Here is a 13,244-nt window from a genome sequence, read left to right as displayed (position 1 = left end):
CTGGGTTTATCACTATTTCATGTCATATTTATTGTTTGTGAATGATAAAGCTTATTTTCTCACCATTCGTCAAGTTATCCCTACAGTTTGTCAATACAAGTTGAGATTAAAACCTTCTTTTCTATCTTTAGGGAATGATTTTAAAAAGATTAACCCAGTACAAAATTCATCATGTTTTAGGATGGCTACTTTACTTTTCCATTGCTGCTACTGGCTACAACCGTTTTTATGACAATAAACTCGATTTACTATTAGTAACTGCGGTTTATGTTTTTTCACATGCAATGATGTATTACATATCGCAATATGTATTGACAGCTTTCAGTTTCAAAAAAGGCAAACCGTGGTTATTTTTCCTCGGCTATGTCCTGCTTGCAGTTTTGCTTTCGTTTGTGATGTATGGAGCAATTTATTTGATTCTTGGTGAGAAGATGCCGCTTTATTTTGGAAAAGAGTTTCTTACCATATTCTCTGTATTTTTGATCTCTAATCTCTTTATGGGAGGCGTTCTGATTGGGGTCAAATCTATGATAGACAAATCTCGTCAGCAAAAGTTGGAGAAGGAACGAAAACAGGAGAGTCTATTGTCAGAGCTTAGCTATTTAAAAGCTCAAGTAAACCCTCATTTTTTGTTTAATACGATTAATAGTGTATATGTTTTAATCAAAATAAATCCCGATAAGGCCGCTGATATGCTAATTAAATTATCAGATTTACTAAGGTCTCAATTATATGATTTCAGCAGTGATAAAATTAGCATAGAAGAAGAAATCAACTATTTGGAGAACTATATTGAATTAGAAAAACTAAGAAGGGCACATCGAGTGGAAGTAAATTTTGAAAAACAGGGAGCGCTACATGATTTTTCTTTGCCTCCATTATTGATGATTCCTTTTTTAGAAAACTGCTTTAAGCATCTTTCTTCCAATACGGATAAGCCCAATCAAGTTAGAATTAATATGGCCAAACAAAACCATAAACTAAAGGTAGAATTCTCTAATACTTTTGACAAGCAATCAGCACCACGTAAGGAGGGAGGAATTGGCTTAGCTAATGTTAAAAGAAGACTATCATTGCTTTTCCCAGACAAACACCAGTTGGAAATCAATAGAACAGATGAATTATTTATAGTAAATCTTGAATTAGACTTATCTGATTATGAGTAAGAACTTGAAAGTTTTAATTGTTGAAGATGAACATCTGGCAGCGGAAGGTTTAAAATCATACGTAGCGGAAATTGAGTTTTTACATCTGGTTGCTTATTGCGAAAATGCATTGGAAGCCAATAAAATATTATCGGAACAATCAATCGATTTGATATTTCTAGATATTCAAATGCCAAAAATTACAGGAATTGAATTCTTAAAATCACTTTCTAAACCGCCAATGGTGATTTTTACCACAGCATACCCAAACTATGCTTTGCAAGGTTATGAATTGGATGTGATCGATTATCTAGTGAAGCCTTATCCTTTTGATCGCTTTTTGAAAGCGGTCAATAAAGCCAAAGATCGATTTATTTTGGAGAATTCAAGCAATCAGGAATCAGCAAAAAATAGGGAGATAGATTACTTCTTTGTGAAATCAGAGCAGAAGCTTGAAAAAGTGGTGGTAAATGAAATTTGCTATGTTGAAGCAATGGAGAATTACGTCATTATTCATACTGATTCGCAGAAAATTATGTCTTTAATGACGATGAAGAGTATGGAAGAAAAATTGCCTCTAGATCAGTTTATAAGATCCCATAAAAGCTATATAGTCAACATTAGCAAGGTGGAATCAATTGAAGGCAACTGCCTGAATGTGAAATCCAAACAGTTGCCTATTTCAAGACAAAATAAACAAGAAGTCTTGAGTAGAATTATTAGATGATCAGTCGTCACCTTTTATGGCAGATACGTCTGCTTTTAAATCATCATCAGGTTGCCCTAATTTACCTGCCTTCATTTTCTCAAAATAATGCGCTAAATCTTTCCTTACCTCACCAGACATAATATATAGCCCAATCATATTTGGGACAGCCATGGCCAAAATCATCATATCAGAGAAATCTAAAACTGCTCCTAAACTAACAGATGCACCCACTACCACAAATACCAAAAAAGTAATTTTATAGGCTAATTCTGATTTATTGGTCTTGCCAAAAAGATAAGTCCAGCCTCTCATTCCATAATATGACCATGAAATCATGGTGGAAAATGCAAAGAGGAAAACGGCAATTGCCAATACATAAGGGAACCAACCAATCACAGAACCGAAGGCTTGTGCGGTTAATTTCACGCCTGTCACATCTGGTACTTCGTGCATTCCTGTAAAGATCAAAACTAATGCAGTCAGCGTACAAACCACAACCGTATCGATAAATGGCTCCATCAAACCTACAAAACCTTCTGAAGGTGCGTTATGGGTTTTGGTGGCACTGTGCGCAATCGCAGCAGAACCTACACCAGCCTCATTGGAAAAGGCAGCTCTTTGGAATCCTATAATTAATACACCTAAAAATCCACCTTTAAGGGCACTAGAATTTAATGCACCATTATAGATAGCTGAAAATGCAGGGCCTATATTTTCAAAATTAATTCCAATAATAACCAAGGCGGCCACTACATAAACAATGGCCATAATGGGCACCACTTTTTCGGTTACCTTGGCAATACTTTCGATTCCTCCGATGATTACTACACCCACTAAAACAGCCAAACCAATTCCGAACCAAAAGCCCCAACCTTCTAAGACGGTAAACTGAGACGCCATAATTTGGAATGATTGATTGGATTGGAACATGTTTCCAGCTCCAAAAGATGCTCCTATGCAAAGTACAGCAAATATTCCTGCCAACACTTTTCCGACCCCTTTGATATTTCGCTTTTCAAGTCCGTATCGCAAATAATTCATTGGGCCACCAAATATTTTCCCATCGGCTTTTATCTCTCTGTATTTTACACCTAGTGTACATTCGACAAATTTCGAGGACATACCCAATAGACCTGCCAATATCATCCAGAAAGTAGCACCAGCACCACCAATGGACACTGCCACAGCCACACCTGCTATATTTCCTAATCCTACAGTGGCTGAAACTGCTGTTGCTAAAGCTTGAAAGTGGGTTACTTTACCAGGAGCATTTGGATCACTGTGTTTTCCTCTAGCCAGATCAATGGAATGTTTAAACCCTCTGACATTAATGAAGCCCATTCTGACAGTAAAGAAAGCAGCACCTGCAATCAACCAAACTACAATGAAAGGAATGCTATTTTTCCTAATATCTCCGTTTGCGTAAAGCAATGGTTGTTCCTCATCAAATTTGATGCTTGCGAAATATTGAGCTCCTTGTTCGATTAAATCTTTTGTATTGTCAGGACTAAAAATTACTGCACCTTCTTCTACATTAAAGTTGATTTCTCCGTCAGCGGTAGCCTTCACAGTGTCAGCATCTTGTTTATCTATTGAAACAATAGCAAGTGGATCTCCTTCCTTAACTTGCTCACCATCGGCTACAAGTTTTTCTTTCAAGATGAAAATTTTATCCGTTCTCGCATTCCAATCTGGAGTTCTAATCATTTCCTGATCCGTCATCACTACTGGATCATACAATCCAATAGCAGCAAATGGATCCCAAAAAAGGACATTTCCCATGACTTCAACCACGGGATCAAAAACCGCATTAAAATTTTCAGTGATAGATTCTGCTTCAATAGTAATTTTTTTATCTAGGACTTGATTATTTGCATCAGAAATTCTTACCGTGTATTCCTTTCCTTCGATCAGACCGGATGCTTTAGAAGCTGTTAAAGCCGTATTTTGATTTGACCATTTATATTGATAGGGTTCTTTTCCACCAGTCACCTTCAACCTGATTTCTCCATTATTGATTGTAGAAGAAGGGTTAATGACTTCTACTTCTACTTGTAGAGAATCATTAGTGGGTGAAGAATTGGCTTGTAAATTTGATTGAAGTAATGCAAGTAAAAAAAATGGAATGAGTACTAATCTTAAAATTTTGTTCATAGATAACTTAAAAGTTAATTAAAAACTGATTTTAAACTTTGTTGTACGTAGTTAAGAACTTAATTAAGTCTTAAATAGCGATTTGATAGGTAAATAGTTACAAAAGCAACTGCTTTACAACAAAATTGTTCAAAACTAGGGATAATTTTTTGGCTTACCAACCTCTTAACAAACAGTGTTACGGACGATTTTGGATCCCTATCAACCTATTTTTGAGTGTTATGTCATCGTAGAACTGGGTTATTACTATATAAATAGTAAAATAATTTAATAAATAGTTGTATTACTATCGTAATAGTAATATAATTGTGACATGAAAGAATTAACCAAAGCAGAAGAGCAGCTCATGAGACATCTATGGAAGCTTGAAAAAGCCTATCTAAAAGATATAGTAGATGAATATGATGAACCCAAGCCAGCATACACTACCATCAGTACTGTAGTGAATGTTTTGGTGAGAAAAGGGATTATTGGATTTGATTTGCATGGAAAAGCCAAACATTATTATCCGCTTATTAGCAAAGAAGATTATTCTAATCAATCCATAAAGGGCTTGGTCACTAATTTTTTCAATAACTCATACCAACAGTTTGCTTCCTTTTTTACTTCAAGAAAGGAATTGTCAGTAGATGAGTTGAAAGAAATCAGAAAGATGATTGATGATGAAATTAAAAAGAAAGGCAAATGAATGCTCTATTGATATATTTTCTTAAGGTAGTTGGTGTTCAGGCAATTTTATACTTGATATACAACTTGATATTTCATAAAAGCGGAAGGTATGCAATTAATAGGTTTTACTTAATCTTAGCGTTAGTTGTAAGTTTTCTTATTCCCTTTATTTCATTACCGAATCTGAACTACGAAACAGCCACTGAGATTATTGAAACTGAAAAAACAGTTTGGAATGAATTATCTGAAATTACAACAATTCAAACAGAATTAATACCAGTTGAAACAGCTAATCAATCTAATTACATAACAGAATTTATCATCCTTGCTATTTCTTTATTGAGTTTATTTTTATTGGCAAGGTTGATCTTTAGTCATTTCAAATTAGTAAACTTGAAAAGGCAATCAGAGCAAGTAGTAAAAAATGGATTCAATATTTATTGCTGTAATATAGAAAGTCCATTTAGTTATTTCAGCTCGGTTTTTATTCCAAAAAGTATAATAGAATCATCCTCATTCGACATAATACTCAAGCATGAATTAGTTCATGTACATAAAGGACATTCAATTGATAGGATATTCCTTGAGATTATTTTAGCTATTTGCTGGTTTAACCCATTTCATTATTTATTCAGAAACCGCTTAATAGAAACTCACGAATTTCAAGCTGATGAAGAAGTGATTTTACTTCAAAATGATCCGATTCATTACCAGAAGGTACTTTATCAACAGCTTAACTCCAAGTACAATTTGGTAACTGCCAACCATTTTAAATTAAATACTATTAAAACTAGAATCAAAATGATGAACAAGAAAACAAAACTATCGAAATGGCATTATTTATTGATATTGCCTGCTTTAGCGCTTATGACTTTTTCTTTTGCCAATAAAGAAAATGTAGAATTTGTAGAACCAGTGAAATCCGATGTTTCAGAAGTGTTTGAGAATGTATTAAATTCATCTGATAATTTTACTCCTTCTATTTTTCCATTGAAGAATGTGAAAGATGTTAAACTTACTAAGGGTTTTGGAAATAGAATGCATCCAATTCTTAAAGAAGAAAGAATGCATGAGGGCATAGATTTGGCTACTTATAAAGGGAATTCAGTTTTGGCAACAGCAGATGGGATTGTTGTAGAATCAGGTTCAATTATTGAGGGTGCATATGGTAAAATAATTAGAATAGAGCATAATGGTATATATGAAACAGCTTATGCGCATTTATCTGAAATAAATGTTGAAAAAGGCGATCAAGTAAAAAAAGGCGATATAATTGGAACTGCAGGGACTTCTGGTCAATCTGTCGAACCTCATTTACATTATGGAGTAAAAGAGATAGGTAAAAATTATCTAAACCCAGTGGATTTTATCAAGGATTATGATTTTAAAACAAATTCTGATCTTGGTTTATCTACTATTATAAAATTAGGGAAACCCAACCAAAAATTAAAGGTAGTACTTGATCCAGGACATGGTGGTAAAGATAAAGGTATATCTTCCTCAAACTATGCTGAAAAAGAAATAGCATTATTAGTTGCGAACGAAGTAGCTAAAAACTTTCAAAACTCGGATAAAGTTGAAATTATTTTGACTAGAGATAAAGATGAAATGGTTAGTTTAGAGGATAGAATTAATTATTCTGAGAATTCAGATTTATTTGTTTCTCTAAATGCTGAAGCGCATGAAGACACCGAAGAAAATATGATGCTGGCTTTTTATAATGACAACAATGAAAACACTGAAGCTTCAAAGTATTTTTCTGAACAACTGAGTCATGAATTTTCTGGTATTAATAAAAAATTCAGAGTTGGATATACAAGGGGGTATTACATTCTAAAAAATGCAAAATCTCCTGCAGTAATGTTCTGTATGGGTTATTTTTCTAATCCAGAATCGGTTGAATACTTGAATTCTGAAAAAGGAATGAAGGAAATTGCCAAGGAATTATCAGATGCAATTGTGGCGGCACTATAAGGAATATTATTAAACTGATAAAGGGCGGTATTCAGGTAGTTATTTACTTGTTACCGCCTTTTTTATGTTATTAATCGGGAAAAATTAGTGATTCATAGAAATAATACCAAAAAAATATATCATATTTACCTTATAATAAGCTACTTAAGCAATGAACCTCAAAGCTATAGTTAAATATAAGCAAGATTTAAAAATACTTTTTGTCGCTCTGGGCTATTTCTTTTTTGCCCGCCTTGGCTACTTTTTAGTATTTGAGGATATCTATATTTTACCCACCTGGCCACCTTCTGGTTTGGCGTTAGCTTTTTTGATTCTGTTAGGACGTAAATCTTGGCCTGGTATTACTATAGGTGCGCTTTTGGCCAATATTTTAGCTTATTGGAATACTGGGGATCTTGCTTCTGATTCAGTAATTTTGCTCTCTTCAGTTATTGCGGCTGGACATACTCTTGAGGCTTTATTAGGAAATTATTTAATTGAAAAATGGATAAAGAAAGATCAGTTATTCAATAAATCAATTCATGTTTTTCGATTTCTGGGGATAGGTTTCATTATCGCTTTAGTAAGTGCAATTATTGGTACCGGAGCACTTTATTTTCAGGGTTTATTCGGCATAGATGAATTTTTAACCCGTTTTGTTACTTGGTGGGTAGGAAACCTTGTAGGTATATTACTTTTCACTCCTTTTATTTTATCCTTTAAAGAACCTATTACTAAAGATTTCAAGAAGGGGCATCTAATAGAAGTGATCTTCTTTAGCATAGCGGTATTAATCGTATTTATCCTTTTACAGCAGGAAAGCTTAAGATATCCTGTTCAACAGTCTATTCCATTTTTAGTATTACCGATGCTACTTTGGATGGCCTTTCGTTTTCATTTGGCTGTTGCCATGACCGGAACCATTATTATTGGGTTGATTTCTGTTTACATGACAACACAAGGAGTTGGACCGTTTGTCATGGAAACATCTGGAAATGCCATGTTGATTTTACAGACATTTTTAGGTGTAATAAGTGTGTCAACCATTATCCTTTCAGCTACACAGAGGGAAAGAACTGAAGCTCAAGAAGAATTAAAAAGCTTAAACACTAATTTGGAAGAGATTGTAAAAACAAGAACCAAAGAACTTGAAAAGGAAAATGCAACTCGTAAAAAAGCAGAATTTGAACTTAAAACTTCTAACCTGGAATTAAGGAAAATTAATGCAGAATTAGATAATTTTGTTTATCGGGTTTCCCATGACCTAAGAGCTCCAATCGCTAGTATGCTTGGATTATTGCATTTAGCTAAGTCAGATAAAAATGCAGAAATGAAAGCTGTTTATTTGAGTAAAATTGAGCAAAGTGCAAATTTGCAAGACACTTTTATCACTGAAATTCTTGATCAGTCAAGAAATGCCAGACTAGAAGTTAAAAGGGAACCCATTGATTTCGAAAAAATCATAAATGAGTCTTTTGAACAACTAAAATACTCAAATACAAATGAAGATGTAGAAAAGACTTTGAAGATAGATTTGAAAGACCCTTTTTATTCTGATCCTTGGAGATTGAAAGTGATTATGAATAATGTGATTTCAAATTCAATTCGTTACAGAAATGGAAAATCTCCTAAAATTAATATCGATATATCAACCTCAAATCAAAATGCTCTTATTAATATAAAAGATAATGGTAGAGGTATAGGTCAAGAGCATATTGATAAAGTATTTGACATGTTTTATCGAGCTACAGATGATAATGCAGGTTCAGGCTTAGGACTTTATATCGTAAAAGAAACAGTAAGCAAATTAAAAGGAGATGTGCAAATTGAATCTACTCCTAAGGAAGGAACAACCGTTAGTTTTGTTATTCCTAATTTGAAAAACTAGCTTATACGTCTACGGATAGCTTTTTTCTATAATGATCATTTAAGATCAAATTTTTGTTTCTTTACACCGTTACAATTCGGCTAAACCTTTTTGAATGAAGAATTTATTGATATTATTTTTTTCAAGTACCATACTTTGGTCTTGTGAATCCTCAAACAGCAAAGACAGTAAATCAGATTATTTTGACTTTGAATTAGAAATTGATACTGTTCAAGTTGACCCAGAGAATGAGATATTAATGGCGGGTGCTTATATTGATAATCCTGCCGTCTCAGCTGATAAAACTAAATTCTTTAATTGGGACAGAAAAAATTACGCCTTAGAAATAATAGATATTGAAAACTATAGGCTTAAAGACAAAATTTATTTCGAAAAGGAAGGGCCTAAAGGATTACAATCAAATTATTTGTTTTCAACTAATTCTTTACCAAATAACTTATTCGGTTTTGAAGATAATACCTCATTTAAAATTCATGATTTGGAAGGTAATTTATTCAAAAAAGTAGTTTTGAAGAAGAATGGATAATCAGTGATTTAGAAAAATCAGAAAGCTTTGAGCTGATAAATGTAAATGATAAGGGTACAGAATTAGCAGGTATTCATTTTGGTTTTGATAAATATAAAGCTATGATGTTCATTTTGGATATAGTGGAAGAAAAAAAGAAAAGCATTTCTTTACCAAAATTTCAAAGGCTGGAAAACTATAAAATTGTTTTGCACCGCAATGAAACTTATTTGACAAGTGTAAACCCTAAAATTTATATTGATTTCCTAGGAGATAGTATTCTGATTTCAAATAACCATTTTAACGATCTTTATATTTACAAATCAGATGATTTAAAGTATAAGTCATTTAAACATAAGTTAATTCCAGAAGGAAAGGAAAAGGCTTATAAGAAAAAATCTGAATCGCGGGAGGAAGTCGTTCAAATGGTATTTGATATGAATGAAGAGATATCCTTCACTCGGTTTTTATTTGATGAAAAGGGGAATAAATTTTATCGTTTTTCAAATCAAGCAGTATATGCTGAAGGTAGCAATAAGCCAACTTGGGAGGTCTCTATGATGGTTTATGATCAAGAGCTCGATCTAATCGGTGAAAAAGAAATCATGACATTTGATAATTATGCCGAACCTCTTTTTGTAAAAGACGGAAAAGTCCATTTCCATTTAAATATGGAAGATGAATTAGGTTTTATACGAATAGGATTGAAAAACTAACAACCTCAACACTTACAAACTTAATCACCTCAACACTTGCAGACTTGCAAGTCCAAACATTTAATTTCAATTTTGCTTGTTCATTTTGGAACTATAATCATATCAGTCAGTTTTAATCATTATGGCAGAAACATCTCATTGGACAGGATCCGAAAAATATTTATGCGACCCCGCACTAGCACAAGCATTTCATATGGCAAGAACTTTAGGAATGCCGCTTTTAATTGAAGGTGAACCAGGGACAGGGAAAACAGAATTACCCATTCACTATGCTAATGATAGAGGATTAGACCTTGAAGTTTATCCTGTTGGTTCAAAAAGTAATGTAGAGCAATTTGTAGCTCGATTTGATCATGTTAAATATTTACGTGACTCTCAAATTGAAATCTTGAATGCTCAAAGGGAAGAAAAAGGTTTAGATAGTAAATTAACCACTGGCGATAGAAACCCAGAATCATTAAATGATTATGTGGTGAAAGGGCCTGCTGCAGTGGCTTACAGCAAACCTAATTCGGTTTTATTGATTGACGAAATTGATAAAGCGCCAAGAGAATTCCCGAATGATTTATTGTATGCCTTAAGTCATAGAAAATTCATTATGCCAGAATCTGGAGAGGTAATTGAAGTTTCAGAAGAAGATATGCCAGCGATAGTAATCACTTCTAATCGTGAGCAGGAATTGCCAACCGCTTTTAAAGGAAGATGTATTTATCATTACATCGATTTTCCAGATCAGGATACCATGAACAAAATCATTGATAAGCATCACCCAAACATGGATGAGAAAGTTGTAAGGGTGGCTTTAGATGTATTTTATCATTTGAGAAGATTAGGATTAGAAAGAGCACCAACCACTCGTGAAATCTTGAATTGGCTAAAATATATGGGTGAAATTGCACCAAATGAAGCGGTAAAGAAAATTGCGGGTTTGGAAGGAATTGGTGCTTTAATCAAAACGCAAGCTGATATGGAAAGAGTCAGCAGAATGATAGGTGCTGATGAAAGCTTTGGTGCGAATTTAAATTGAGCCAATTAGGCAATTATGTGAGACTCTTTAGTATTTACGTGACATATAGTACCAAACGACAATTTATTCTGCGTTTCTAAATTAGAATCAAATTATTATGCTTAGCTCTTTACCCGAACACTTCCGATCACATGGCTTAAAAGCAGATGTCCGTACTTTGCTTTTACTCAGAAAAGCTATGCAAAAAGGGCTGGTGAAAACCTTAGGAGATATTTACAATGTTTTAAAAGGTATTATTGTGAAGGACCCTGAGGATATGGGGCCTTTCACCAAAGCTTATTATGCTTATTTTTTGCATATTCCTATTAAGCCAGGGCAAACCCTTGAGGATGCTATAAAGCGTTCTGAAACTTTCCAGAAATGGAAAACGGATTATGTTGAAGAAGTAGATCGAGATATTACGGATGAGGAATTGGTCAATACTTTTCTGGATGAAGTACATTTAACTAGCTATGACATTAAGGAAGTCGTTTCCGGTAAGGAAATTTGGGATAAAGATAATCCAGATCAAGAAGACACTGATCCAATTAATGAGGATGATGACATTCCCAGAAGGAAATTGGATAAAATGGCGGATTACTCTGAATTATCCTTAGAGGAATTGCTGGAACGCATGGAGAAAGTCCGTGAGCAGCAGAAAACCAGACATGGCGGTGGTAGTCATTGGATTGGTACGGGCGGAATTTCTCCTTATGGACATGGAGGAGCTGCAAAGAATGGAATTCGTGTTGGTGGACAAGGAGGAGGGAAGATGGCTAGAAAAGTGATTGGTGATAAAAATTATTTCCCTATTGACAGGGATTCCACGCTAAACGATAATAATATTGATGCAGCTTTAGCTTCTATCAAAGGTGTGATAGAAGAAAGTGCAACTGAAAAGTTAGATGTGCCTCAAACCATTAAATCTGGCTTAAAACGTGGTGGTTTGTTTATTCCCGAAATGTCAAGTGAGAAAAATGAGGAACTAAAAATCATTGTTTTGATTGATAATGGAGGTTATTCAATGGCGCCTTATGTACGTACTGTTCAAAACCTTTTCAGAAAAATGCGTACTCGTTTCGCACATGACTTGGAAGTATATTATTTTCATAATACCATTTACGATCGGGTTTATACAGACGAAAGAAGAAACAAAGCCATTTCCATCGAAAAACTACTTAGCCACAATAAAGATTACCGAGTATTTATAATGGGAGATGCAGCAATGGCACCCTATGAAATCAATTCATTAAGTATTGAAAGCCTTAAAGCTATTCCACAGAAATTTAAAAAGTGCGTTTGGCTAAACCCTGAACCTATCAAATATTGGCCACATACTTATACCATTCAATTGATAAAGCAATTAATCCCTATGTTCCCACTAACCCCAGCAGGGATTGAAAGGGCAGTGAGAAGTATGAATAGCAAAGGGAGTAATACTTAATTATTTTTAATATGGTGTAACTTAAAAAGTTTATTATCATTTAAGCTATTAGGTTAAATAGAGGAATTTAACTCAATTTACTCTTTCTAAAACGTCTTATCAATGCAACAATCCTTTGTAGATTTTATTATGCCTTTTGCCATTGCGCTCATCATGTTGGGTATTGGTTTAGAGTTAAAGTTTAAAGATTTTCAAAGGGTATTTATTCAGCCAAAAGCTGTTATTACTGGTGTTGCTAGTCAAATGATTATAATGCCTTTAATCGCATTCGGATTAATTTATTTCTGGCCTATAGATCCAGTTTATAAGGTTGGTTTAATGCTTTTAGCAGCATGTCCTGGTGGGACTGCTTCTAACCTCGTAACAAAATTACTGGGTGGGAGAGTAGCTCTTTCAATCTCCATGACAGCATTTAACAGTTTTATTATTCTTTTTACTATTCCTGCCATTCTACAACTTAGTTTTAATTTGTTCATGGGGAAAGAACAATCTATTGATTTAAGCTTTTGGGAAACTACTGCTCAGGTATTTTATACAGTTATAATACCGGCTGCAATTGGGATTCTAGTAAATGAATTTTCTTCAAAGAGGTTTACAGAGCCATTAAAAAAACCTTTAAAATATATTTTACCACTAATATTGATTGTAGCACTTTTAGCAGTAATTTTTTTAGATGAAGATAATAAAAAAATTAATTACCTAGATCACCTTAATTTATTGATTCCATTAATAATTTTCAATATCATAACAATGCTTTCTGGATACGGCATTGGGAAATTCATAGGTCTAAGACATGAGTCTAATTATACTATTGCAATTGAAATGGGTTTGCAGAATAGTGTTTTAGCACTGTTTATAGCTAATCAAGTAGTGGAAAATTCAGCTATTAGTACAATGGCTATTTTGTATAGTAGCTTTTCATTCATCACCACTTTTGGTATTGCATTTTTGATGCAAAAACGATTAATTCCAGGATTTAGATTCTGAAATTCATCCATTCATAACAATTTCTTCACATCCGTACGGATTTAATATTGCGCTATTGGATTAATCCT

The 13,244-nt window shown here is 33.8% G+C and carries 11 protein-coding genes; 10 read left to right on the top strand and 1 reads right to left on the bottom strand.

The window, feature by feature from the left end; all coding sequences use genetic code 11:
• Positions 1 to 134: 134 nt before the first annotated feature.
• Together ABWH96_RS12400 and ABWH96_RS12395 are read left to right on the top strand one after the other, a co-directional pair.
• Positions 135 to 1,166: a sensor histidine kinase gene (locus tag ABWH96_RS12400; RefSeq protein WP_375577849.1), complete on the top strand. Its 1,032-nt coding sequence runs from the start codon at positions 135 to 137 to the stop codon at positions 1,164 to 1,166.
• Positions 1,159 to 1,872, top strand: coding sequence for a LytR/AlgR family response regulator transcription factor (locus ABWH96_RS12395; RefSeq protein WP_375577848.1), 714 nt, complete (start codon positions 1,159 to 1,161; stop codon positions 1,870 to 1,872). Before ABWH96_RS12400 ends, ABWH96_RS12395 begins: the two co-directional genes overlap by 8 nt.
• Here ABWH96_RS12395 and ABWH96_RS12390 read toward each other — a convergent pair whose 3' ends face one another.
• Positions 1,873 to 4,008, bottom strand: a complete 2,136-nt coding sequence (locus tag ABWH96_RS12390) for an amino acid carrier protein (RefSeq protein ID WP_375577847.1) — start codon at positions 4,006 to 4,008, stop codon at positions 1,873 to 1,875.
• Positions 4,009 to 4,321: 313 nt separating this feature from the next.
• Between ABWH96_RS12390 and ABWH96_RS12385 the strand changes: the two genes are divergently transcribed.
• The 8 genes from ABWH96_RS12385 (at position 4,322) to ABWH96_RS12350 (ending at position 13,176) form a co-directional block, all read left to right on the top strand.
• Positions 4,322 to 4,696, top strand: a complete 375-nt coding sequence (locus ABWH96_RS12385; protein WP_375577846.1) for a BlaI/MecI/CopY family transcriptional regulator — start codon at positions 4,322 to 4,324, stop codon at positions 4,694 to 4,696.
• Positions 4,693 to 6,651, top strand: coding sequence for an N-acetylmuramoyl-L-alanine amidase (locus ABWH96_RS12380; RefSeq protein WP_375577845.1), 1,959 nt, complete (start codon positions 4,693 to 4,695; stop codon positions 6,649 to 6,651). Before ABWH96_RS12385 ends, ABWH96_RS12380 begins: the two co-directional genes overlap by 4 nt.
• 151 nt (positions 6,652 to 6,802) lie before the next feature.
• Entirely contained in the window at positions 6,803 to 8,518 is a 1,716-nt protein-coding gene (locus tag ABWH96_RS12375; protein ID WP_375577844.1) for an MASE1 domain-containing protein, read from the top strand.
• A gap of 94 nt (positions 8,519 to 8,612) precedes the next feature.
• Positions 8,613 to 9,044 carry a DUF4221 family protein gene (locus ABWH96_RS12370; protein ID WP_375577843.1) on the top strand — a complete coding sequence of 144 codons (432 nt, stop codon included), beginning with the start codon at positions 8,613 to 8,615 and terminating at the stop codon, positions 9,042 to 9,044.
• A 101-nt stretch (positions 9,045 to 9,145) separates the two neighbouring features.
• Positions 9,146 to 9,739, top strand: coding sequence for a DUF4221 family protein (locus ABWH96_RS12365; protein ID WP_375577842.1), 594 nt, complete (start codon positions 9,146 to 9,148; stop codon positions 9,737 to 9,739).
• Between the two features lie 121 nt (positions 9,740 to 9,860).
• On the top strand, positions 9,861 to 10,766 hold the full coding sequence (locus ABWH96_RS12360; RefSeq protein WP_375577841.1) for an AAA family ATPase: 906 nt from the start codon (positions 9,861 to 9,863) through the stop codon (positions 10,764 to 10,766).
• Between the two features lie 97 nt (positions 10,767 to 10,863).
• Complete coding sequence (locus ABWH96_RS12355; protein ID WP_375577840.1) at positions 10,864 to 12,189, top strand: hypothetical protein; 1,326 nt, start codon at positions 10,864 to 10,866, stop codon at positions 12,187 to 12,189.
• A gap of 102 nt (positions 12,190 to 12,291) precedes the next feature.
• Positions 12,292 to 13,176 (top strand): bile acid:sodium symporter family protein, encoded by an 885-nt coding sequence (locus ABWH96_RS12350; protein ID WP_375577839.1) that lies wholly within the window; start codon positions 12,292 to 12,294, stop codon positions 13,174 to 13,176.
• The last annotated feature ends 68 nt before the right edge of the window (positions 13,177 to 13,244 follow it).

It is taken from the genome of Marivirga tractuosa (genome assembly GCF_042140215.1).
GTDB lineage: Bacteria > Bacteroidota > Bacteroidia > Cytophagales > Cyclobacteriaceae > Marivirga > Marivirga tractuosa_A.
The sequence above is the reverse complement of the archived record's forward strand: the minus strand, read 5'-3'. Positions and strand labels throughout refer to the sequence as shown.